The 23,700-nt window shown below is 71.1% G+C and carries 16 protein-coding genes; 10 read left to right on the top strand and 6 right to left on the bottom strand.

All coding sequences use genetic code 11. The features are described 5' to 3' along the window. From AB0C12_RS32795 to AB0C12_RS32810, 4 genes are all read right to left on the bottom strand, one after another. Positions 1-1,673 (bottom strand): non-reducing end alpha-L-arabinofuranosidase family hydrolase (locus tag AB0C12_RS32795; RefSeq protein WP_360553749.1); only part of this gene is annotated, 1,673 nt, incomplete at its 3' end. A 463-nt stretch (positions 1,674-2,136) separates the two neighbouring features. After that, complete coding sequence (locus AB0C12_RS32800) at positions 2,137-2,997, bottom strand: hypothetical protein (RefSeq protein WP_360553750.1); 861 nt, start codon at positions 2,995-2,997, stop codon at positions 2,137-2,139. Between the two features lie 17 nt (positions 2,998-3,014). After that, positions 3,015-9,872, bottom strand: coding sequence for an RHS repeat-associated core domain-containing protein (locus AB0C12_RS32805; RefSeq protein ID WP_360553751.1), 6,858 nt, complete (start codon positions 9,870-9,872; stop codon positions 3,015-3,017). Between the two features lie 49 nt (positions 9,873-9,921). Further along, the gene (locus tag AB0C12_RS32810) at positions 9,922-11,067 is read right to left on the bottom strand and encodes a kelch repeat-containing protein (RefSeq protein WP_360553752.1); all 1,146 of its coding nucleotides are present in this window, start codon (positions 11,065-11,067) and stop codon (positions 9,922-9,924) included. Between the two features lie 235 nt (positions 11,068-11,302). Here AB0C12_RS32810 and AB0C12_RS32815 point away from each other — a divergent pair, with 235 nt between their 5' ends. The 10 genes from AB0C12_RS32815 to AB0C12_RS32860 all read left to right on the top strand — a co-directional run bounded on the left by AB0C12_RS32815 (position 11,303) and on the right by AB0C12_RS32860 (position 21,195). After that, positions 11,303-11,941, top strand: a complete 639-nt coding sequence (locus AB0C12_RS32815; RefSeq protein ID WP_360553753.1) for a response regulator transcription factor — start codon at positions 11,303-11,305, stop codon at positions 11,939-11,941. Positions 11,942-12,039: 98 nt separating this feature from the next. After that, the gene (locus tag AB0C12_RS32820; protein ID WP_360553754.1) at positions 12,040-12,387 is read left to right on the top strand and encodes a hypothetical protein; all 348 of its coding nucleotides are present in this window, start codon (positions 12,040-12,042) and stop codon (positions 12,385-12,387) included. A 114-nt stretch (positions 12,388-12,501) separates the two neighbouring features. Continuing rightward, positions 12,502-13,182: a hypothetical protein gene (locus AB0C12_RS32825; RefSeq protein ID WP_360553755.1), complete on the top strand. Its 681-nt coding sequence runs from the start codon at positions 12,502-12,504 to the stop codon at positions 13,180-13,182. Positions 13,183-13,341: 159 nt separating this feature from the next. After that, positions 13,342-13,866 (top strand): MarR family transcriptional regulator, encoded by a 525-nt coding sequence (locus tag AB0C12_RS32830; RefSeq protein ID WP_360553756.1) that lies wholly within the window; start codon positions 13,342-13,344, stop codon positions 13,864-13,866. A 127-nt stretch (positions 13,867-13,993) separates the two neighbouring features. After that, positions 13,994-14,200 (top strand): hypothetical protein, encoded by a 207-nt coding sequence (locus AB0C12_RS32835; RefSeq protein WP_360553757.1) that lies wholly within the window; start codon positions 13,994-13,996, stop codon positions 14,198-14,200. A gap of 53 nt (positions 14,201-14,253) precedes the next feature. Further along, on the top strand, positions 14,254-14,928 hold the full coding sequence (locus AB0C12_RS32840) for a putative glycolipid-binding domain-containing protein (protein WP_360553758.1): 675 nt from the start codon (positions 14,254-14,256) through the stop codon (positions 14,926-14,928). Between the two features lie 33 nt (positions 14,929-14,961). Next, positions 14,962-16,266, top strand: coding sequence for an FAD-dependent oxidoreductase (locus AB0C12_RS32845; protein ID WP_360553759.1), 1,305 nt, complete (start codon positions 14,962-14,964; stop codon positions 16,264-16,266). 46 nt (positions 16,267-16,312) lie between these two features. Then, positions 16,313-17,374 (top strand): glucose 1-dehydrogenase, encoded by a 1,062-nt coding sequence (locus tag AB0C12_RS32850; protein WP_360553760.1) that lies wholly within the window; start codon positions 16,313-16,315, stop codon positions 17,372-17,374. A 6-nt stretch (positions 17,375-17,380) separates the two neighbouring features. Beyond that, positions 17,381-19,210, top strand: coding sequence for a glycoside hydrolase family 15 protein (locus tag AB0C12_RS32855; RefSeq protein ID WP_360553761.1), 1,830 nt, complete (start codon positions 17,381-17,383; stop codon positions 19,208-19,210). Between the two features lie 332 nt (positions 19,211-19,542). Then, the gene (locus tag AB0C12_RS32860; protein ID WP_360553762.1) at positions 19,543-21,195 is read left to right on the top strand and encodes a S8 family serine peptidase; all 1,653 of its coding nucleotides are present in this window, start codon (positions 19,543-19,545) and stop codon (positions 21,193-21,195) included. 89 nt (positions 21,196-21,284) lie between these two features. Here AB0C12_RS32860 and AB0C12_RS32865 read toward each other — a convergent pair whose 3' ends face one another. Both AB0C12_RS32865 and AB0C12_RS32870 read right to left on the bottom strand, forming a co-directional pair. Further along, positions 21,285-22,070, bottom strand: a complete 786-nt coding sequence (locus AB0C12_RS32865; RefSeq protein ID WP_360553763.1) for a methyltransferase domain-containing protein — start codon at positions 22,068-22,070, stop codon at positions 21,285-21,287. A gap of 141 nt (positions 22,071-22,211) precedes the next feature. Then, positions 22,212-23,636, bottom strand: coding sequence for a M1 family metallopeptidase (locus AB0C12_RS32870; RefSeq protein WP_360553764.1), 1,425 nt, complete (start codon positions 23,634-23,636; stop codon positions 22,212-22,214). Between the last annotated feature and the right edge of the window lie 64 nt (positions 23,637-23,700).

A 23,700-nucleotide genomic window follows, 5' to 3' on the forward strand; every position in this document is an offset into this window, starting at 1 on the left:
CCGTACGAGCCGTTGGACACGTTGGACGCATAGACCAGGTGCTTGCCGTTGTAGACGACGTTGGTGAAGTCCTTCAGCGACGTCCAGCCGTTCTTCGGACTGGCCAGCGCACCGGTCGACGACCAGCGGTAGCTCGACGGCAGCGTGCACGTACCGCCCGGCGTCGACGGCGAGACGGTCGGAGTCACGGTCGGGGTCGGGGTGGTGGTGCCACCGCCGAGGGAGACGAGCTGGAACGTCTGGTTGGCCTGGCCGTTGCAGTCGTAGATCTGGACCTGCTGGCCGTTGCCGGTGCCCCAGACGTCGAGGCAGCGTCCGGACTGGACTCCCGTGATGGTGCCGTTGCTGTTGACGTTCCATTGCTGGTTGCCCTGTCCGTGGCAGCTGTAGATCTGCACGGCCGAGCCGTTGCCGGAGCCGGCGGCGTCCAGGCACATGGTGCCGTACACCCGCAGTTGCTTGTCGGAGGTGTACGTCCACTGCTGGTTGGTCTGGCGGTTGCAGTCGTACAGGGCGACGCGAGTGCCGTTGCTCTGCGAGGCGTTCGGCACGTCGATGCACCGGCCCGACTGCGTACCCCTGATCTCGTTGGCGCCGCCCGGCGGGTTGGGCGTGGGACTGCCGGGCGTGGAGGCGGAAGGTGTGGGGCCGGACGGCGTCGGGGTGGCCGCGTTCAGGGCGTTCAGGACCGAGGTGTACGCGGCCTTCTTGTTGCCGTTACCGTCGAACAGCAACGGGTTCTCGTTCGAACGCCACGAGTCACTGTCACGCACGCCCCATACCGTGATGCCCACACAGCGCGGCACGTTCAGACACGCCTGCGTCAATCCCTGATACTGCGAGGTCGACGAGTTCGTCACGTCCACCTCGGTCAACGCCACATCCACATCCAGCGCCGCGAAGCTCGACAACGTCTGCTGGAAATTACCCGGCAACGAACTTCCACCGGTGAAATGCGTCTGCAGACCCACACAGTCGATCGGCACACCCCGGGACTTGAAATCCCGGATCATGTTGTACACACCCTGCGTCTTACCGTACGACCAGTTCTCGATGTTGTAGTCGTTGTAACACAGCTTCACACCCGGATCAGCGGCCCGCGCCGCCCGGAACGCCGCCTCGATCCAGTCGTTACCGGTCTGCTGCAGGTTCGAGTTACGCCGGCTGCCGTTCTCCTCGAACGCCTCGTTCACCACATCCCAGTACGCCAGCTTGCCCTTGTAATGCGCCATCACGCCGTTGATGTGATCGATCATCGCCTGGCGCAGACCGCTCCCACTGAGGCTGCCCCAGAAACCCGGCTGCTGCGCGTGCCACGCCAGGGTGTGGCCGCGCACCTTCAGACCACGCTGGGTCGCCCAGTTGTAGATCTGGTCGCCGGCGCTGAAGTTGAACTGGCCCCGGTTGGGCTCGGTCGCGTCCGGCTTCATCTCGTTCTCAGCCGTGATCATGTTGAACTCACGCGCCGCGATCGTCGCATACGCCGAGTTACTGAGCCGGCTCGCGGCGATCGCCGTACCGAAATAGCGGCCCGACTGCGCCGCCGCCGCACCCAAGGTGCTCTCCGCGGCGTTCGCGTCCGGCACGAGAACCGCCATGCCGGCTGCCACCAGCAGACCCGTTGCGGACGCCAGCATCACCCGATACCGGCTGGATCTCTTCAAGCGTTCCATGACTCTCCCTTGCGACCTCGTGCTCAGCGGGGCCATCTGCTGCACAGGCTCGATGTGCGTACCGGTTGCCGCTGTCGGCTCAAGGGGATGACCGCCGTCGCGAAGTCTCCGTGAGGGCGGACGAGCCCCGGAAGCTTTCGAGAGTGATCGGTAACAATTCCGAAAGTTCCGAAACAATGCGGCAACTTTCGGCGAACGCTACTCGACGGATGGCTACCGGTCAATGCCTCACTGAGGGTGCAAGATTCGCGATCGGGCGGTTCCTTGCTGGCAATATCGGCGCAAGCGGGCGATCGGGTCATTGACCTGTAGCGATGGGTCGTTCAGACCCGCATTGACCGATGTTGCAGTTCGCGAAACGGCTGTGGACCGAAACTACCGGTGACTTCTGAAACTTCCGGTGATCGGGCGGTGGTCGTGAGGGAACGGCTCTCCGTGACCGCGGTCAGCCGGCCCCCTCGGGTCACGTGATCCCCAGTGCTGCCTTCACCGCGGCGAGCGGTGGGACGTAATGCCGCCGGTTCATCATCCGGAGGTCTTGCAGGTGGTGCAGGCCTAGCAGTGGCCGCAGGTCACCGTCCGTGATCCGGGTCGACTCGCTGAGGTTGAGCCGGGTCAGTCCGGTCAGCCCGCCGAGGGGGCCGGCGGAGGCGATCGGACCGCAGTTCGCCACCGCCAGCTCCGTCAGCCCGGTCGACGTGGCCAGATCGTCCAGCGCGGTGATCCCGCCGCAGCCGCGGAACCAGAGGTGCCGCAGCGCCGTCAGCCGGCCCACCTCCTCGATGTCCTGAAGCCCGGGCGCAGCGAAAATCTCCAGGCTGGTCAGCGTGCCGGGGGCCGCTCCGAGGGCGGCCAGGCCGGGAGCCTGTTTGATGCGCAGGGAGGTCAGTCCGGTCAGCCCGTCCAGCGGCCGCAGGTCGATCTCGTCGTATCCGCCGGTGCCGAGATGGGTGAGCCGTTGCGCCCGCGCGACGGTCGCGCTGATCTGCGGCCAGTCGGAGGCGATCAGCGACGTCAGGTTCGGCAGCCGCGCGCAGTCCAGCGCCGCCCGGGGCGAGCTGGTCACACTGAGCTCGCGCAACGTCCCGGCCAGCCGGTAGATCGGCGTGAGGTCGGTGAGCGTCCGGGCCAGCACGTCGAGCCGCTCTATCGGCCAGGGCCGCAGCATCTCGAGGTCGCGCTCCCGGAAGCCGCGCGCGTAGTTGAGCACCAGGCCGCGGACCCGGCCGGACGCCAGGACCGCGGAGATCTCCGCGGTCCAGCCGCCGGCGACCACCAGCACGTCGCCACTCGGGTCAGGTTCGATCGCGAACGAATCCGGCACTGTCTCACCTGGGCGGGTCATGGGCGGGTGTACCCCGGCGGCATCAGGTGCAGGCGGGCGTCGCCGATGGGATTGACCTCGTTGAGGATACCCGGGGCGTCCCGGCCACCGAACGAGTCGAGTTTGAGCTGCTCGGCGATTTCTCGTTGCGTCTTGCCCCCTGGCACCGAGAACCGCTCCGCGCATTCGACCTCGGCCTGGGTGAACTTGCCCCGGGCGACGTGCTGTCCCAACCGGCGGGACATGTGGCCGGACTGTCCGACGTAGATGCCGTCGGCGCTGCGAACCACGTACACGCCCTCCTCGACGAGCGCGGCACCCTCGGCCTCGGCCAGCCCGGCCGCCACGGCGGCGCCGGCCCGCAACTCCAGCACGGCCTCGATCGCCAGCGGGACCGCAGCGATCACGGCGCCGGTGACGCAGCCGGTCAGGGCCGATCTGCCGACGTCACCCCAGGTGGTCTTCTGACCCTTGTGCAGCAGCGTGCCGAGGACGTCGAAGGCGGCCCCGATCAGGCAGCCACCAAGGATGGCCGGGTTCTCGCCGTACGGGTCCGCGACGTCGGTCGGGTTGTTCCCGGCGTACGAGTAGAGGTTGGTGTCGCCGCCCGCCATGCCCCGCGGGTCGGGGCTGACGAAACGCTGCTGGTCGGCGTTGTACCAGCGGGCCCGGTTGAACTGCAGTCCGGCGGGAAGCAGCCCGCCGGAGGGCCGGCTGGTCCACCGCGTCGTGTTGGCGTCGGCACCGGCGCCGGCCGGGGCCGCTCGGCCGAACGGCTCGTAACCGTAGGTGGCGGGGGTGCCGGCGAGCGCCAGGACCGAGCCGAGACCGTCGCGCAGGAGCGCCTTGGCGCCGGAGCCGTCGGTACGGGCGAGCGGATCGTCGGTGCCCGGCTCGGCCAGGTAACTGGCCGCGGGCGGCGCGTTCGGCGCGGCCGACGAGAGCTCGACGGCGACGTTGTCCCCGTCGTAGCGGTAACCGCCGGACACGGCTCCGGCGGTGAGGGTCGCCGGCCGGCCCAGCGGGTCGTAGGTCACCGCCGTGGTCGTCCCGCCGCCGGTCACCGAGGAGAGCTGCCCGCGGGCGTTCCAGTGGTAGGCGTGGGTGCCGTCGTCGGTGAGGTTGCCGGCCGCGTCGTAGGTGTGTGCCGTCCCGCCGTCGTCGACCAGGCGGTTCGCCGCGTCGTAGAGCAGGCCGCCCCGGGCGTCCGGCAGCACGGCCGAGGTCGTGGCCGGGGTGTTCCGGCTGCCGGTGCGGCGGCCCACCTGGTCGAAGTCATAGTCGACGGTGGCCAACGAGGTGCCGCCGGCCGCGGTGTAGGTCACGCCGGTCAGCTGGGACGCCGCGTCGTAGCCGTAGGTCGCGGTGACACCGCCGGGCAGGGTGGCGCCGTCTCGGCGCCCGGACGGGTCGTAGCCGAACGTCGCCTGCTGAGCGCCCTGCTCGACGGAGATCAGCGCGTCGCTGTCGTCCCAGCCGTAGGTGACCTCCGGCTGGCCGGAGATCGTCATGCCGGTCCGCCGGCCGGCTCCGTCGTACGTGTAGCTGACGCTGCCCTGGGCGGTCGACTCGCCGTTGACCCGGTCGAACGCGTCATAGCCGAAGGTCGCCGTGCCCGCACCGGGCGTGCTGTCGGCAACCTTGACGATCCGGTCGCCGGCGTCGTGGGTGTACTGCAGCACCGACTCGAAGCAGTATGCGCCGGCGGTTCCGCTGCGGCCGAAGCCGACCTGCGCGACCCGCCCGAGAGCATCGTAGTCGGTGGCGGTGACCTCGCCGCGGGCGTCGGTGCGCAGGATCGGGCGGCTGAGTCGGTCGTACGCCGTGGCACTGACCTGACCGAGCGGATCGGTGCGCGACGTCGTCCGGTCCATCGCGTCGACCGTGTAGGACGTGACGTGTCCCAGCGGATCCCGCACCGACATCAGGTTGTCGCCGGCGTCGAAGGTGTAGCCGGTCGTCCGCCCGAGCGGGCTGACCGTCGCCACCGGGCGGCCGGCGTCGTCGAAGGTGCCGCGCCACGCGGCACCGCCCGGCAGCGTGGTCTGGATCCGCTGGCCACGGCTGTCGAAATCGAACGACGTCACCCGGCCCAGCGGATCCTTGAAGCCGGCGAGCTGCCCGGCCCGCCACGTGACCGCGGTCGCGGTGAGACCCGGCGGCGTGGTGGTCGCCGGTGATCCGTCCGGCAGGTAGCCGATCCGGTTGACCCGCTGCATCGGATCGGTCTGAGTGAGCAGGTCGCCGTCGGCGTCGTAGGTGAAGCGGGTGGTCCGGCCGAGCGGGCCGGTCATCGCGTCCGGCAGTTGCGGCAGCGGCGCTTTCCCGTACGTCATGGTGGTCGTCTCGGCCGCCGCCGTGCCGTCGGCCGCCGTGACCGAGCGGATCTCCGCGTCCGGGCCGTACGAGATGCTGGTGAGCCGGCCGAGCGGGTCGGTGACGCGGTCGGGCAGGTGACTGCCGTCGAGCCGGTGCGTGATCGTGGTGCGCGCCAGCGGTGTGCCCACCGCCTCGTCCAGCCGGATCAGGTAGCCCGCGTCGTCGTAGCCGTAGCGCTGAACCGCGCCAACCGGATCGGTCACCGTGGCGGCGGCGACCCGGGCCCCGGTCAGCGTGTAGGCGATCCGCCACGTCCCGCCGTCGGCCAGCGTCTGGGCGACGACCCGGCCCGCGTCGTCGTAGGTGTTGGTCAGCCGGGTACCGCCGCGCGGATCGGTGATGGTCCGCATCCGACCATCGCCGTCGTAGGTGTACGTGGTGACCCGGCCGAGCGGATCGGTCACCGCCGACAGTCGGCCGTCCGGGCCGTACGCGTACCGCACGGTGCGTCCCGCACTGTCCCGCGCGGCCACCACGTGCTTGTCCGCGTCGTCGTACTCGTAGTGGATCCAGCGGCCGTTCGGGCTGCGGACGGCGACCACGTTGCCGCTGCCCCGGCCACTGTCGGCGGTGAACTCGCGGACCACGGTGATGGTGTTGCCGTGCCGGTCCCGGATCTCCTGCAGCGGCATGTGGTCGCCGTGCACGTAGACGGTGCCGTCCGGGGCCGCCAGGTTCCAGCCGTCCCCGTTCCAGGCGAGCACGGCGTGGTAGAACGGGCCCGGAGTGGCGTCGGCGAGGAAGACCGCGTCCGCGAAGCCGGTGCCGGGACTGATCCGAGCGAATCGGATCTGGCTGCCGTCGGTCAGATTCATCTCCGCGTCGGCGTAGTTGCCTATCGTGGTCAGCTCGTCGGTGTCCGAGGACAGGAATCCGCTGAACAGGTCGTTGCCGCCGACCCCGAAGGCCCGGTCCTTCCGGTCGCCGGAGTTGTAGGCGCGGAGCACCTGCAGCGGCAGCGTGTCCGGCAACGCGAGATCGGTCCGGTCGAAGGTGAACAGGCCGGTCGACAGATCGACCGGGTCGCCGCACTGGCCGAGCGAGCAGGGCGTCGGGGCGTCATCGGCGGGCGGCTGGTTCCCGATGTTGATCATCGCGCCGTCGAAGTCGTGGACGAAGGCCGCTCGATCCGGGACGACCTGGCTCGCGTCGGCGGAGACGGTGCCGTGCCCGTACGTCTGCCAGCCGTCGAGATCGTCCGGCTCGGCGTCGTAGTGCCAGAAGTTGACCCGGGTGCCGGGCCGCTGGTGCCGGAAGTTGGGGTAGAAGATCTGGGCACCCGGTCCGGTGATCGAACCGCCGGCGGGCTGGATCGTGTAGAAGACCGGCACCTGGACGCCCCGGGGGAGCGGAACCGGGGTGCGGTCCAGGGGGAGCGGTGTGATGCCGAGCCGGGTGACCGGGAGACCGTCGGCGTCGTACACCGTGGTGCCCTCCGGCAGGTGTACGGCGAGGCCGGGGATGCGCGGGTTGGTCAGCACGACCGGAGCGGCCAGCGGCATCCGGACGGAGATCTCGTGCACCGTGTCCAGTGGGGTGAGATAGGAGGTGAAACCCAGCTGGTTCACCCGGCCCGGCCGCAGCCGTACCGGGGTGCGGTAGGTGCCGTACCGCTCCGGGCCGGCCACCGTCCGCCCGTCGATGACCAGCGCCCGGGTGCCGGCGGGCAGGCCGACGAGATTGAACCGGCCGTCCGCGCCAGTGCGCGCCGAGGTGTTCTCGACGGTCACCGTGACCCCGCTGAGCGGCTCTTCGCCGGCGTCCAGGATCTGCCCGGTCAGGCTGGTGGCGGCCACCGGAGGGGTCACCACGACGCCGGTGCCCGCCTCCGCCTCCGGCCCGGCGGCGCGGAGGCTTCGTGGTGCGAGGGCCGGCGGAGCGGGGGCGACGGTCAGGGTGAGACCGCCGGTGGCGGCGCCGTCCGGATCCACGAGGACGCGGTACGTCCCGGTCGCCGGCAGTGACGCGTCCCAGTCGGTGGTGGTGTCGTCGACGACGGTGCTGGTGACCGTCTGCCCGGCCGGGTCGACGAGGCGCAGCGAGGTGTACCCGGTCAGCGTCGTGGCGGTCGCGGTGAAGCGCAGGTCCTGTCCGGCCGTTCCGGAGAAGGTCACCGCCGCGTCCTGGCCCGGCTTGGTGGTCGTCACCGTGACCGGGGCACCGGAGACGGTGGCGGCCGCGGTCGCGTCCGGCGGCACCGAGGTCACGGTCACCGTGATCGTGCCGGCCGCCACACCGTCAGGGTCGAGCGTGATCAGCTGCGTACCGGCCGCGGGCAGCGTGGCGGTGTCGATGAACGAGTCCGGGTACCGGCAGGTGCCGTATCCGATCGAGGTGGTGTCCGGCTGGTGCAGCACCGCGGTCGTGCACGAGCTCTCCGGGTACTGCTCGTGGATTGCCACGAACACTTTGTCGCCGGCGTTGCCCGGGAAGCCGACCGTGGCGTTCTGGCCGGCGGTAGTGGTCAGAATGACGGCCGAGCCGTCGACGGCGGCGGTCGCGGTCACGTCGGCCGGGGCCGAGGCGATGGTGACCACGGTGTCGCCGGTGGCCGCACCGGCCGGGTCCAGCCGCAGGTGGTACTGGCCGGACACGGGCGGGGTGTACTCCAGGAACCCGGAGTCCTCGGCGCATCGCGAGGCCTGCATCGTGTCGCCGTCGTCGTCGACCAGGGTCAGAGCCAGCGGGCACGGGCCGGTCCAGCCCGGCGTCGCCCGTACGATCAGTCGCTGCTGTGCCGTCGCGGTGAAGGCGACGTCGGCGTTCTGGCCGGGTGCGGTGCTGATGGTCTGCGCCGGGCCGTCCACCGTGGCGGTCACCGCGACGTCGGGTGGCACGCTGCGGACCGTGGCCGTGACGACGCCGGCGGCCTCGCTGTGGCCCGGATCGGCCAGGATCAGGTACCGGCCCACGGCGGGCAGCCGCATCCGGTCCAGGCTGACCGTGCACACCGGGCCGTCCGCGGTGGTGGCAGAGACCGGCATCGGATAACCGCCGGGATCGCGCAGGACGACGGTGGGGCAGTCGCCGTCCAGTGCGGCGCTGACGTCGAGCTGCACGGTGCTGCCGGCGGCGGCGGCGAACCCGAAGGCGGCGCGCTGCCCGGCGACAGTAGTGGTGACCGATACCGCCGGCCCGTCCACCGTCGCCGTGGTGACAGCGTCGTCCGGGATCCCGTGGACCGTGGCCGCCAGCTTCCGTGCCTGGTCGTCGGCCGCCACGACGAGCCGGTAGGTGCCGCGTACAGGCAGCGTGACCGGTCGGATGACACCGCAGCTCGCGTCGCCCAGCGAGGCGCCGGTGGGGGTTTCCAGGTGTACCGCCGGGCAGCCCGACGCGGGACTGTCGACGGAGGCGGTGATCCGCTGGCCGGCGGTGGCGGAGAAGGTCACGATGCCGCCACGGCCGGCGGCGAGGTCGAGTTCGGCCGGATCGCCGTCCACCTCGACCGGCACCACCACGTCGGCGTCGACCGGCACCGGCTTGATCGTCAGCGACCCGGCCTGCCCCTGCGGGTTGACCACGACGACGTAGTCCGCCGCCGTCGGCGACGTCAGCGGCGGTGACGTGTCCCCGGCCTGCGCACAGGACGACCGCCAGACCGGCCGTTCACCGGGCGCGAAGACCCGTACGTCGGCGCAGTCGCCGAAGTTCTCCTGGGTCACCGAGACCGCGAAAGGCGCGCCGGCGGTGACCGGGACGAAACCGGCGGCGACCTTCCCGACGGCTGTCGTCACCGTGGTGGCCTGGCCGATCGGCAGCGCCCCGGTCCACCCGACGTCCGCGGCCAGGAACGGGAACGGCGCGACCGTCACCGGCCCGGGCGACGTACCGGCACCCGTGGTGGTCCGTACGGTGAGCGGCCCGGCCGGCCGGAACGGGGGTGCCTGCACGGTCAGCGAGGTGGTGGTGGCCGCGGTCACCACGGCCTGGGTCCCGCCCAGGTAGACCGTGTTGTCGGCCGGTGTCGTGCTGAACCCGGTGCCGGTGACGGTCAGGCTGGTGCCCGGATCCACGATCGCTGGTGTGACGGCGGTGATCGCCGGTGGGCCGGTGAGGTCCACGCTGAACTGGCCGCCGGGAGCGGACTCGCCGTCCTGCGTGACGACCAGCGGGCCGGCCGTCGCCGTGGCCGGCACGGTCACCCGCAGCCGGTTGGCCTCGACCAGGGTCGGGGTCGCCGGTGTGCCGTTGAAGCCCACCACGGCGGTGCTGGTGAAGTGGGTGCCGTAGATGTCGACGGTCGCGCCGCGGCGGGCGCTGCGCACGGAGACCTCCGCGACGGCCAGCGTTGCGGCGGGCATGGCGACGACGGACGTGAGGTTGCCGGCGCCGTCGTAGACGTATCGGCGGCCCGCGCCGGTCGGGTCGAAGACCGCGGTCAGCCGCCCGTCGGAGTCGTGCGCGTAGGTCGTCGAACCGGCGGCGGCGCTCGCCGCGCCGCCGGCGGGTGTGACGACGTGCGTTCCGGCGGCGACGACCAGCAGCGCCAGCACCGCCGGCCACCGCCGGCGTCCGCGGTGTGCCCCTCGCGTCCGCATGACCTCACCGACCCGCGCAGAGTTGGAAGATTTCCGCGGTCGCCAGCGGCTGGCCGTCCGCGCCCAGGCCACCGGCGACCAGGAACCGGTCCGGTGCCAGGCCCGTCGCGGCGTGGTTCGCCCGGTGGTGGGCCATCGGGCCGAGCGCCGTCCACGTGCCGGTGTCCGACCGGTAGGCCTCGGCGGAGGCGGCCGGGCCGTCGTCGTCGTAACCCCCGGCCACCACGACGATGCCGCCGCGCAGGACCGAGGCGGTGTGCCCACCGCCGCGGGGCGCCGTCATCGCGGAGGCGGGTGACCAGGTGCCACTCGCCGGGTCGTATCGGTCGGCGGAGGCGAGGGTGCCCTCGTGCCAGCCACCGATCGCCAGCACGCCGGCGTCGGGCAGGACCGCCTCCTGGTGGCAACAGGCGTCGTCGTGGTCCCGCGGCGTGGTCATCGCACCGGACGCCGTCCAGGAGCCGGCCGCCGGGTCGTAGACCTCGGTACCGGCCAGGCCGTCCTGGTGGTCGGTGTTCACGCCACCCGCGACCAGCACCCGTCCGTCCGGGAGCACGGTGGCGTGGTGCAGGTACCGGGGCGTGCTCATCGGTGGCCCGGGTGACCACCGGCCGGTCTCCGGGTCGTAGATCTCGGAGGTCGCCAGCGCGGCGCCGGCCGGCCGGTCGTATCCGCCGGTCACCAGGACCTTGCCGGCGATCAGGACGGCCGCCGCGGACTCGCGCGGGCACAGCATGGGCGCGGTGGCGGTCCAGACGCCGAGCCGGGCGTCGTAGATCTCGGCGCTGCGGACCGGCTGGTCGCCGTTCCATCCGCCGAGCACGAGCACCTTGCCGTGCGGCAGCGGCACCGCGATCTGGCCGCCCCGGGCATCGGCCATCGAGCCGGTGGGTGTCCAGGTGCCGGTCTCCGGGTGGTAGATCTCGGCGCTTGCGGTCGCGGTCGCGGCGTCGTCGGCGATGCCGCCCGCCGCCAGGATCGAACCGTCGTCGAGCCGGGTGAGCACCGCCGCCCAGCGGGCGGTGTGCATCGAGCCGGTTGCGCTCCAGACGCCGACGACGCCGGCCCGCGGGGCATCGGCCCGGGCGACGGCCGGCGCCGGGACGAGCAGCAGAGCCAGAAGCGGCCATAGTCGCTTGCGGGCGTTCATGCCTTGCGACGCTAGGGTTCCGGACCGACCCGGGAAATGAATCCCGGTGTCTGTAAGGGATATCCACCGGGTCTGGGTCCAGGCACTCGAGCAACGCCGGATCGCCGGTGAGACCGCAGGTCAGGCGGCAGAGGGCGGGATACAGACCGGTGTCGAATCGTGGACAGAGCACCGTGGTGCGGCTCCGCGTACCGATAGCTTCAAATCCGCTTCAGCAAATCCCGGGGGTGGCGCCATGCGCGTGCTCGTGGTCGACGACGTCGCGGTGCACCGGACCGCACTGGCCGAGTGCCTGGGGCGCGAGCCCGCCATCGCGGCCGTGCTGACGGCCGCCGACAGTGTCGCCGCACTGCGGCACCTGGCCGCGGTGGCCCGGCCATCCGTTGTGATCCTGAATATGGCGACGCGCGGGAGCCTGCCGATCCTGCGGCGGCTCGGCGCTGCGGTGCCGGTGATCGCACTCGCGGTGACCGAGGCCGAAGAGGAGATCATCGCCTGCGCCGAGGCGGGCGCCGCCGGGTTCCTCTTCCGGGAGCAGCCGCTGATCGACCTGCTCGCGCTACTGGAGAGCGTCGCCCGGGGCGAGACCCGCTACTCACCGAGCGTCGCGGCGACCCTGCTGCGTCACGTCGGCCGGCTGACCGTGAACAGGCGGTCGGCGGCGCCGGCGGCCCGGCTCACGCCGCGCGAGCGGGAGGTGCTCGAACTCATCGAGCAGGGGTTGTCCAACAAACAGATCGCCCGGCGGCTCTCCATCGAGCTGCGTACCGCCAAGAACCACGTGCATCACATCCTGGAGAAATATCAGGTGCACCGGCGTGCCGACGCGGCCGAGCGGTACCGCCGGAGCTTCCCGGAGCCGGCGAGGTTGTAGACCCCGGCCGGTATCCAACATAGATCCCGCGGTTCATTCGCGCCCCGCGTGGCCCGCCCTACGCTGTCGGCAACAGCAACAGGCAAAGGCCGGTCCTCATGGCGATCCGGGTGTTCCTCGCCGTACCACCGCCGCTGCGGGTGGCGTTGCAGGAGGCCATATCGGCGGCTGGTGACTGTGAAGCCGTCGGTACGGCGGACCGGCCGCTCGACACGCTGCTGGCCACCGGCGCCGCCCATGCGGACGTCGTGATCCTCGGCGCCGAGGGCAACGGTGAGCCACCGGGGATCGTCAGTCACCTCCTGGCGGAGTACCCCGACGTCAAGGTGCTTTGTGTCGCCCCGGACCGGGCGATGTTCGTCCTCCTGCAGCCGGTCGAGGTCCCGGTCGCCGACATCTCACCGGCCGCGCTGTTGAACGCCATCCGGACGCTAACGCACGAGTGAGGTCAGAACACCATGACAGCTCGACATCGCGCCAGCACCGCTCCGGCCCGCCCGTCGGGACGGCACCGTCGCGCACGGCCTCGGCCGTCGTACCGGAAAGTACTCTCCCTCGCCGTGCCGCTCGCGCTGTCCGGTGCGGCGGTGTTCGCCTCGGCGGCGAGCGGCGGAGCGGCCGGGCCACCGGCCCGGCAAGCCGCCGTGCCTTTCATCGAGAGCAGCCCGGCCACCGCTGCGGCCGGCGACGAGGTGGGCTTGCGCGGTTCCTGCGGTGACGACCCCGCGACGTCGGCGCAGGTCTTCTCCTCGCTGGCCGGGCCGGTCACGCTGAACCCGGCGGGGGGCTTCCTCGTCGCCACTTTCCGGGTGCCGCTCGACGCCGAGGAGGGTGACTACCAGCTGGCTCTGCGCTGCACGGACGGTCAGAGGGCGAACAGCGTTCTGCACGTGCGGGAGGGCGGCACCGAACCAGAGACGCCGACGTGCCCGCAGTCCTGTCCGCCGCCGACCACTCCACCGGCCTGCCCGCAGACCTGCCCGCCGACCACCACTCCGCCGACCACCACGCCGCCGGCCTGCCCGCAGACCTGCCCGCCCACGACCACCCCACCCACGACCACTCCGCCTACGACCACTCCGCCTACGACCACTCCGCCCACGACCACTCCGCCCACCATCTGCGTGCCGACGACCACGCCGCCTACGGATTCGCCGGACGAGCCCCTGCCCGGCTCCTCCGAGCCGGACTCGGACCCGGACCCGGGGAGCCTCCGGATGCCCTTCCCCGGCAGTGGATGACGCCGGGGAGGCGGGACGATATCGGCCCGGGTGCCGCGTGCCTCGGTCAGCGCGCCCGCCTCCGGCGAACGATTGTCCGATCGCAGCCGAGTCGATCCGGTCCGCGGGCAGAGATCAACTGCTCGTATCGATCGACGCGCGCAATGCAATGATGACCCTATGCAAAGAATTTCCTCAGAGGCCGGCGAGGCTGCCGTGCAGGCGTTGATGCTGGCCAGCCGCGCGTTCGTCGGGCTGACCGCGCGCTCCCTCGCCGCCGTTGAGGGCGAGGTCACCCTGCCTCAGTTCCGTGCTCTGGTTGTGCTGGCCGTACGCGGCCCGCAGCGCAGTATCGACATCGCGGAGGAACTGCAGGTCAACCCGTCCACCGGCACCCGCATGCTCGACCGCCTGATCCGTAAGGGCCTGGTCCGGCGCCTGCGCTCGACGGCGGACCGCCGGGTCGTACGGGTCCGGCTCACCCCGGCGGGGCACGACGTCGTCGAGCAGGTCCTCACCCGCCGTCGCGCCGATCTGGAGCAGCTCGTCGCCGCCACCGCAGACCTGTGGCAGCCGGCCGTGACTCAAGCGCTCACCGCGTTCGCCGAAGCGGCCGGGGAGATCGGCGAGAAGGACTGGTGGCTCGGCTGGGCCGCACACCGCGACGACACGGACGACTACGAAGCGACGCCCGCGGACACCTGAGCTCGCCGGCCCGTGACGCGCGGCGCTGATATCTCACTGCGACAGCACTGGCCGGAACACTTGCATAGTGCAAAGATGGTCTAGTGCACGTCAAGAGGAGTGCGACAGGCAGAAAAGAGGAGGACACATGGACGCCACCGGTGAACACCATGTGGCTCGCATCGACGACACCGTGACCTCGGAGAACTTGCATGCCCGCGCCGAGGCGGTCGCGGTACCGGATTTCAACTATCTGGAACAGATGGTCGAGGGAATCGTCGCAGGGCTGACGCGCGGGCGCCGCCGCCGCGATGACAGCCCGACAACGTCGGATACCACTGCGCCGAAGCGTTGATGATCCCGGTGGCGGGAGTCCGCGGTTGTCACGCACGCCGAAAGGTAATGATCATGAGCATCGACTCGGCCCGGATCACTCACACGCCAGGACCCGTGCTCACCGGCGGAGACCGTGGCCCGTACGGGCCGCTGGTGTGGCAGCGCACCGACATTGTCGGCACAGAGCTCGTCTTCCAGTCCGGGACGGAGCCGCGCACAGTAACCGGATGTTCCGTGGTCGCGGGCGTGCTGCCCCACACCACTCGCTTCCACGCCGAGATCGACACCGGCTACGCGGTCAGCGCGCTCACAGTGACCTGCGCAGGCGCGGACTGGAGCCGGGAGCTGCGGATGAGCCGCGACCAGGACGGCGGCTGGTCCTGCCGTACCGCGGAATCCGGTGATTTCGGACGATCAGCGGCGCACAGCGGCCACCCGGCGCCGCTGCCCGGTATCGACGACCCCGATCGACTCACCGGCGCCCGCGTACTGCGACTGGCCGACTCACCGATCTTCGTGACCTGGGCACTGCGCCACTTGCACCTCGCCGCCGGCGAGCCGTCCAAGGTCGCGCCGACGATCCGCGTGCTCACCCCGTCGCTGGTCGTGGAGCCGGCCAGGTCGGCCTACCAGCTGGTCAGTGAGCATCGGCTGCGGATCAGCGGCGGCGAACGGCCGACGACCTACGAGCTCGACCGCGGCGGCCTGGTGCTGGCCCAGCCGGCGCGGCTGAGACTCGCCCGCTGATCGCGCCAGACGTCCACCAGGGGAAGGATCGCCGTGAGCAACGAGGACATCGTCATCGTGGGTGCCGGGTTCGCCGGCTATCACGCCGCGCGGCGCTTGGCGAAACGCCTGCGCGGCACGGCTCGGATCACGGTGCTGAACCCGACTGACTACTTCCTCTACCTGCCGCTGCTACCAGAGGTCGCCGGGGGCGTCCTCGAACCTCGGCAGATCACCGTCCCCTTGGCCGACACCCTGTCCGGGGTGCGCATCGTCCTCGGCCAGGCCACCGGGGTCGACCCGGCTCAACGACGGGTGGTCTACCGCGACCCGGAGGGCCGCGACGGCGAACTGCGCTACGACCGGCTGCTGCTGACCGTCGGCAGCGTCAACAAGCTCCTGCCCGTTCCCGGGGTTGCCGACAACGCCCACGGTTTCCGCGGTCTTCCTGAGGCGCTTTACCTGCGCGACCATCTGATCCGGCAGGTCGAGATGGCCGCCGCGAGCGATGACCCCGCCGAGCGGCAGGCGCGGTGCACCGTCGTCGTGGTCGGCGCCGGATACACCGGCACCGAAGTCACCGCCCAGGGGCAACTGCTGACCGTGCAGGTCGCCGCCCGCCACCCGCGGTTGGCTGACGTGCGTCCACGCTGGCTGCTGGTCGACCAGGGGGAGCGGATCCTGGCTCACCTGGATCGGCGCCTGTCCGACGCGGCCACGCGAACTCTGCGGGGACGCGGAGCCGAGATCCGCACCGGTACCTCCGTTTCCGAGGCCACCGCCGAGGGCGTGCACCTGGACGACGGCACGTTCGTGGCCAGCCGCACGCTGGTGTGGTGTGTCGGCGTGCGCCCGGACCCGTTGGTCGACACCATCGGCCTTCGCACCGATCAAGGACGGCTCGTGGTCGACGCCGGCCTGAGGGTTCCCGACCGGCCGGACGTCTACGCCTGCGGTGATGCGGCCGCCGTGCCCGACCGCGCCCGGCATGGCGAGTTCTGCGCGATGACCGCCCAGCACGCTCAACGGCAAGGCGTCCTCGCCGCCGACAACATCATCGCCGACCTGCGCCACCGACGCCGTCGCGCCTATCGGCACGCCGGCCTCGGCTTCGCCGTCGATCTCGGCGGACGAGCCGCCGCCGCGAACCCGCTCGGGGTGGCCCTGACCGGCCTGCCTGCTCTGGCGGTGACCCGTGGCTACCACCTGGCCGCCCTGCCGGCCAACCGGGTCCGGACCACCGCGGCGTGGCTGTTCGCCGCCGCCGGGCGCCGTCCCGACACCCAGCTCGGCCTGGTGCCGAGCGCCGCGGTGCCGCTGGACACCGCCGATCCGGAAGTGGCGCACACCGGCACCTGAGCCCGAACGGGATCTCACCGTTCGCATCGATCTGTTGGGAGACCACATGCGTGCCCTCACCGTGCAACCGGGAACCGCCGGCCCGGCCAGGATCGACGACCTGCCCGATCCGGTCGCCGGCGACCACGAACTGCTGGTCGAAGGCCTGGCGCTGGGAGTCTGCGGTACGGACCGGGAGATCGTCGCCGGCGGCTACGGCTGGGCACCGCCCGGTCGTGACCGGCTCATCCTCGGCCACGAGTCGCTGGGCCGCGTCCGTCAGGCCCCGTCGGGCAGCGCCTTCACCGCCGGCGACCTGGTGGTGGGGGTGGTGCGCCGACCTGACCCGGTGCCCTGCGGGGCGTGCGCGCACGGCGAGTTCGACATGTGCCGCAACGGCCGCTACACCGAACGCGGCATCAAACAGCTCGACGGCTACGCCGCCGAGCTGTGGACCGTCGAGACCGACTACGCCGTCTCCCTCGACTCCCGGCTCGCTGACGTCGGGATGCTGATGGAGCCGACCACCGTTGTCGCCAAGGCCTGGGAGCAGATCGACCGGATCGGCGCCCGCGCCTGGAACGAGCCGAAGACGGTACTGGTCACCGGGGCCGGCCCGATCGGGCTGCTCGCCGCCTTGCTGGGCGTCCAGCGGGGCCTGGACGTGCACCTCCTCGACCGGGTCACCGACGGGCCCAAGGTCGGCGCCGTCGCGGCGCTCGGTGCCACCTACCACCACGACCCGGTCACCGACGTCGCCGGCAAGCTGCGACCGGACATCGTCATCGAGGCCACCGGTGCCGGATCGGTGGTGTTCGACGCCATCGCCAACACCGGCACGTACGGCATCACCTGCCTGACCGGCGTCTCCACCGCCGGCCGGACGATCACCATCGACGCCGGCGCCGACAACCGGCAGCTCGTGCTGGAGAACGACGTCGTCGTCGGCAGCGTCAACGCCAACCTGCGCCACTACCAACTCGCCGCGCAGGCGCTCGCCCAGGCTGATCTCGGCTGGCTGCATCAGCTGATCACCCGTCGGATACCCCTCGAGCGTTTCGCTGACGCGCTGACCGCCCGCCCGGACGACATCAAGGTCGTGCTGACCCTCACCGACCAGGGCCGGTGACGCGGCGTGCCGTCGAACATCGAGGACTATGCCCTGGTCGGAGACCTGCACACCGCCGCGCTGATCAGCCGCGACGGATCGGTGGACTGGCTGTGCCTGCCCCGATTCGACTCACCGGCCTGCTTCGCCGCCCTGCTCGGCGACGACAACAACGGCCGCTGGCGCATCGCCCCGGCCGGTGCCGGTGTGGCAACGCGCCGCCGGTACGCCGGCGACACACTCATCCTGGAGACGGAGTGGGACACCGGCGACGGCACAGTGCGCCTGATCGACTTCATGCCACCACGCGGCGAAGCCGCCGACCTCGTCCGTATCGTCGAAGGCGTCACCGGCTCGGTACGGATGAGCTCGGAACTCTCGTTACGCTTCGACTACGGCCACGTCGTGCCATGGGTGCGGCACCACGACGACGGCATCTCCGCCATCGCCGGGCCCGACGCGATCTGGTTGCACACCGACGTACCCCTGCACGGCCGTGACCGGAGCACCACCGCCGAGTTCACCGTCACGGCCGGCCGGCGCATCACCTTCGTGCTCACCCATCAGCTCTCCCATCTCCCGGAGCCGAAGTCGGCGCACCCGGAGCAGGCGCTGCGTGACACCCGCCGATACTGGGACGACTGGATCGGCCGGCACACCTACGACGGGCCGTGGACCGACGCTGTGCGCCGTTCACTGATCTTGTTGAAGGCGCTGACCTACGCGCCGACCGGCGGCATCGTCGCCGCCGCGACCACCTCGCTGCCCGAACAGGTCGGTGGCGTCCGCAACTGGGACTACCGCTACTGCTGGCTGCGTGATGCCACATTCACCCTTCAGGCGCTGCTGGGCACCGGTTACATCGCCGAGGCCACGGCGTGGCGGCAGTGGTTGCTGCGCGCGGTCGCCGGCGATCCGGCCGACCTGCAGATCATGTACGGCCTCGACGGCACCCGCCGGCTACCCGAGTCCACTCTGGACTGGCTGGCCGGATACCAGGGCTCCGGTCCGGTCCGGGTCGGTAACGCCGCCGCCGGGCAGTTCCAGCTCGACGTGTGGGGTGAAGTCCTCGACGGGCTGCACCTGAGCCGCGAGGCCGGCATCGCCGCCACCGACGACGGCTGGGACGTCCAACGCGCCCTGCTCGACTTTCTCGAAAGCCATTGGCAGGACCCGGACAACGGCCTGTGGGAGGTTCGTGGACCCAGACGGCACTTCGTGCACTCCAAGGTGATGGCCTGGGCGGCATTCGACCGCGCCACCACCGCCGTCCAGGAACACGGGCTGCCCGGGCCCGTCGGCCGATGGCGAGCAGTGCGCGACGCCATCCACGCCGACGTCTGCGCTCACGGCTACGACCCCGCCCGCAACACCTTCACCCAGTACTACGGATCCACCGCCCTCGACGCGGCCCTGCTGATGCTGCCCCGGGTCGGCTTCCTGCCCTACGACGACCCCCGCATCATCGGTACCGTCGACGCCGTTCAGCGACAGCTGAGCCACGAGGGATACCTGCTGCGCTACCGGCCCGAGCACGACGGCGTCGACGGCCTGCCCGGCACCGAGGGCGCCTTCCTGGCCTGCACCTTCTGGCTGGTGGAAGCGTTGCACGGCATCGGACGTCGCGAAGAGGCGGCCACGCTGTTCGAACGGCTGCTCACCTTGCGCAACGACGTCGGCATGCTCTCGGAGGAATACGACCCGGGCACAGCGCGACAGCTCGGCAACACCCCACAAGCTTTCACCCTCGTCGGCCTGGTCAACGCCGCGCGCCGCCTCGGCGGGTCCACCACCACGACCAGCGACGACACCTCCGCCCAGCGCCTCGACACGCCGGCGCGCGCAGACCATCGATGACGGACACCTGGTGAGGAAGGGAATCCATGCCGCACCGGCCGCCGGCCGGGGGGCCTGCTGTTGTCGCTCGTCACATCCGCGATTCGCGTCAGAAAAGGTCAAGTGCGGGGCGAGCCGGCCGATGCGATGGCGGTCAACCCGGCGACCGGGCACGGCCACCCCCGGCTGTGCACCGTCGCCCAGGAGGAGCCTCAATGCGGGCGAGAACGTCACGCAGGACTACGGCCACCGGACTCGCGGTTCTGCTCGCACTCGGCGCTGTCACCACGACGGCCACTCCTGCCGCCGCCGGGCGGGCAACGTCCGTAACGTCGGCGCCCGGTGCTGAGGTCGTGGTGCGCGCCGACTCGGTCGCGGCGCTGACCGCGGCGCGGGCGCTGGTACGGCGCAGCGGTGGCACGGTGAAACAGGATCTCGGCGTGATCCACGGCTTCTCGGCCACAGTTCCGGTCTTCGCGGTGCCTCAGCTGAACACGATGCCGGGTGTACGAGTCACCAGCGACGCCGCCGTACGGATGAAGGGTATGAACAGCTGGGCCGACCAGGTCGGCATCACGATGCTGGCCCCGGTCATCAAAGCGGCCGGCGGTGACAAGGCGGACAAGGACAGCCCCGACGACGGCGTCACCCCGACCGGCTCGGTGCTGACCGGCGCCGGCGTCGGTGTCGCGTTGATCGACTCCGGGGTCGCGCCGGTCAAGGGCCTCTACAACGTGGGCCAGGTCGTCTACGGCCCCGACCTGTCGTTCGAGTCGCAGATCGCCAACCTGCGCAACCTCGACACCTACGGCCACGGCACCCACATGGCCGGCATCATCGCCGGCAACGACCCGACCAGCGGCACCGGTCTGCACGGCATGGCGCCCGGCGCGAGGATCATCAGCTTGAAGGTGGCCACGGCCGATGGCGCCACCGACGTCTCGCAGGTCATCGCCGCGATCGACTGGGTGGTGGCGCACCGCGACGATCCGGGCCTCAACATCCGGGTGCTCAACCTGTCGTTCGGCACCGATTCGGTGCAGTCGGCAGCTCTGGACCCGTTGTCGTTCGCGGTCGAGCAGGCGTGGAACAAGGGCATCGTGGCTGTGGTGGCCGCGGGCAACGACGGCTTCGCCGCCGGGAACCTGACCATGCCGGCCGCCAATCCGAAGGTGATCGCCGTCGGCGCCGCCGACCCCATGGGCACCGACGCCCGCGGGGACGACACCGTCGCCTCGTTCACCAACCGGGGCAACGCCGTCCGGCATCCTGACGTGCTCGCGGCCGGCCGGTCGATCGTGTCGCTGCGCGCGCCCGGCTCGTACATCGACCGCACCTATCCCACCGCGCGGATCTCCGCCGCCCTCGACCCGGAGCAGCGGCTGTTCCGCGGCAGCGGAACCTCGCAGGCCGCCGCGGTCGTCTCCGGGGCGGTCGCACTGCTGCTGCAGCAGCGGCCCGGCCTGACCCCGGACCAGGTCAAGAATCTGCTCATGACCACCGCCATACCGATCAGGAACGGCGACCTGTACGCGGCCGGCGCGGGCCAGATCGATGTCGTCAAAGCGGCCGGCAAGAAGACACCCGCGTACCAGCAGACCACCACCGCCACCGGCCTCGGCAAACTCGAGGCGTCTCGCGGATCGGCGCACGTTTACGACTCGGTCACCGGCGCCGCACTGACCGGCGAGACCGACATCTTCGGCAAGCCCTGGGCACCGGCCACCTGGACCGCCGCCGCCAAGGCGCAGCGCAGCTGGACCGGCGGCACCTGGAACGGTTCCGCGTGGACCGGAACCACCTGGGGCGCCTCCGCGGTCGGGCAGCAGGCCTGGACCCCGGTGACCTGGAGCGGACGGTCCTGGTCCGGCGCGGCGTGGACCGGCCGTAGCTGGTCCAGCGCGGTCTGGACCGGCCGAAGCTGGTCCTCCGAGACGTGGCTCGGCCGGTCGTGGAGCGGCCGCAGCTGGTCGTCGGCCGGCTGGACCGGAGACCCCTGGCGGTAGCAACGAACGAGCCGGGCGGACGACACCGCCCTACGGACGGTGCCTCTGTGCGGCTCGGGTCGTGCCGGCCGGGGGTGTCCCGCCGTGGATCAACGTGCCGTGACGACCAGGGCGGCCATGTCGGCACGCACTTCGCCGTGGCCGAAGGTGTCCGTCAGGGCGGAGCGCACCGCGTCGGTGACCGCCGCCAGGTCTGCGCCACGGCTGACGATCTCGTTGCGGATCGGGGTGCCCTGGCAGAAACCGATGGCCGCGTCCCCGGCGGAAGGCGAGACGCTCGGCAGCGTCACCGTCGCCACGTCGACCTCATCGAAACGGGCAGCTCGCAGCGCCTCGCGAATCGTGGACGCGTCGTGGTAGCCGTGCGGTATCCGGGACAGGAACTGCGGCGGATCCTCGGGGAAGTAGCCGGCCAGCGCCGTCTGGACGGTCGCGGCGATCGGGTTGTCGTCGATGCCTTTCCAGACGCTGATCAGCAGCGTGCCGCCGGGGCGCAAGACCCGGCGCATCTCCCCGTACGCCCGCGCCTTGTCCGGCAGGAACATGACGCCGAACTGGCACAGGACCGCATCGAAGCTCCCGTCGTCGAACGGCAGATCCTGGGCGTCGGCGGCCTGGAACATCACCCCGGACGTTTCCTCGCGGCCGGCGGCGACCTCCAGCATGGCCGGGCTGAGGTCGGTGGCCACGAGGTGCGCGCCGGGCAGGGCCTGCGCCGCCCGGGCGGTCACGATGCCTGTGCCGGCCGCCAGCTCGAGCACTCGCCCTGGCCGCTCAGCGGCCAGCCGGGCCACGAGGTCCTCGGCGTACGGCCGGAACAGCAAGCGGCCCAGGTGGCGGTCGTAGATGGCGGGAATCGATCCGGCGAAGTCCACAGACTCACCTTAGGCCCAGCGGACGCGCCGAACGACCATCAGCGGTCAAGCCGCGCACGATGCCGGCGAGCATGGCCACGATCGACAACGCGGCGGCGACAAACATACGGACTGATCGCTGTCGCCCAGCGCTGTTTCCCGTCACGGCAGTGCCGGGCGCGCCGGGGAGTACAGCCAGGTCTTGAAGAAGCCACCCAGGTTGCGGCCCGACACGCGGCTTGCCGTGGCGGTGAAGTCGGCCGTGGTCGCGGTGCGGTGCCGGTAGGTCTGCGTCCAGGTCCGCAGGACGGCGAAGAACGTCGCGTCGCCCAGCTCTTCGCGCAGCATCTGCAGCACCATCGCGCCGCCGAAGTAGATCCGTTCGCCGGCCTCGTCGGTCGGTTGCGCCGGGCCGGTGAGGGGCACGCTCCAGAAGGGATCCCCTTCGGGATGGTCCTGGTAGATCTGCCGCGCCCGGTCGTGGGCGCTCGCCCGGCCGTTCAGCTCGTCCCAGTACCAGGTCGCGAACATGGCGAAGCCCTCGCTGAGCCACACCTCGTTCCACCGGGCGAAGCCGACGCTGTCGCCGAACCACTGGTGGGCGAGCTCATGGGCGACGATCGTGTCGCTGTCCGCCGCCGAGTACACGGGACGCGTCTGGGTCTCCGCGGAGAACGGGATCTGCACACCGTCGTGACTCGCCCACACGACGATCGCGCCGGTGGAGTCGAACGGGTACGGACCGAAGCTGCTCGCCCATCGGTCGGTGACCGCGGCGGTCGTACGCCAGAAGTGCGACATCAGATCCGGCCCGGTGAGCGCGGGATCGACCGCGACGTACTCGGGGATCCCGCCGGGCGTCGCGCCGCTGCGGACCTGCCACCGCCCGACGTCGACGGTGGCCAGATAGGTCGCCATGGGCGCGCGCTCCGACCAGACGTGGGTCGTCCACGAGCCGTGGGTGCTGCGCCCCACCCGACGCCCGTTCGCCACCACGTCCAGATCCCGGGGTACGCGTACCGTGAAGGTGAACGACGCCTTGTCCGACGGATGGTCGTTGCCCGGGAACCAGGTCGACGCGCCGTCCTGCACGTTCAAGGTCACCATGCCGTCGTCCGTACGGACGAACCCGTACGGCGTGTCCGCGCCCAACGGCTGCGGGACACCCCCGTAGGCGACCTCCACCTCGAACCGCGACGACGCCGGCAACCCCCGCCGCGGCGTGACCACCAGCTCCTGACCGTCCCGGCGGAACGCCGCGGCCCGGCCACCGACGGACACCCGGGTAACGGTCAGCTGTTGCAGGTCCAGGTCGAAGCGGGACAGGTCCTGCGTCGCCACGGCCGTGATCCGGGCGACCCCGTCCAGCCGTCCGCTCGCCGGGTCGTAGGTGAGATCCAGCGCGTAGTGCTCCACGTCGTATCCGCCGTTGCCCTCCATCGGGTACCACGGGTCACCCACCCCGGCGGACCCCGGCCGGAAGTGGTGCCGCGCCGCCGCGGCCGCCGGGGTGCCGGCCCCGATCAGCAAGGCGCACACCAGCGCCGAACTTGTGAGCTGCAGCCCCGTCGATCCATGCCGTTTCATCGTCCGCCTCCTGTCGCAGCACCGTCGTCGAACTCGATGCTTTCCGACGGCACGGGCGCGGGAC

The organism is Actinoplanes sp. NPDC048967 (assembly GCF_040649415.1).
GTDB lineage: Bacteria > Actinomycetota > Actinomycetes > Mycobacteriales > Micromonosporaceae > Actinoplanes.

Coding starts and splice junctions, on each gene's coding strand:
- AB0C12_RS32810 (WP_360553752.1), bottom strand. CDS start 11,067: ATGAACGCCCGCAAGCGACTATGGCCGCTTCTGGCTCTGCTGCTCGTC.
- AB0C12_RS32815 (WP_360553753.1), top strand. CDS start 11,303: ATGCGCGTGCTCGTGGTCGACGACGTCGCGGTGCACCGGACCGCACTG.
- AB0C12_RS32820 (WP_360553754.1), top strand. CDS start 12,040: ATGGCGATCCGGGTGTTCCTCGCCGTACCACCGCCGCTGCGGGTGGCG.
- AB0C12_RS32830 (WP_360553756.1), top strand. CDS start 13,342: ATGCAAAGAATTTCCTCAGAGGCCGGCGAGGCTGCCGTGCAGGCGTTG.
- AB0C12_RS32835 (WP_360553757.1), top strand. CDS start 13,994: ATGGACGCCACCGGTGAACACCATGTGGCTCGCATCGACGACACCGTG.
- AB0C12_RS32840 (WP_360553758.1), top strand. CDS start 14,254: ATGAGCATCGACTCGGCCCGGATCACTCACACGCCAGGACCCGTGCTC.
- AB0C12_RS32850 (WP_360553760.1), top strand. CDS start 16,313: ATGCGTGCCCTCACCGTGCAACCGGGAACCGCCGGCCCGGCCAGGATC.
- AB0C12_RS32870 (WP_360553764.1), bottom strand. CDS start 23,636: ATGAAACGGCATGGATCGACGGGGCTGCAGCTCACAAGTTCGGCGCTG.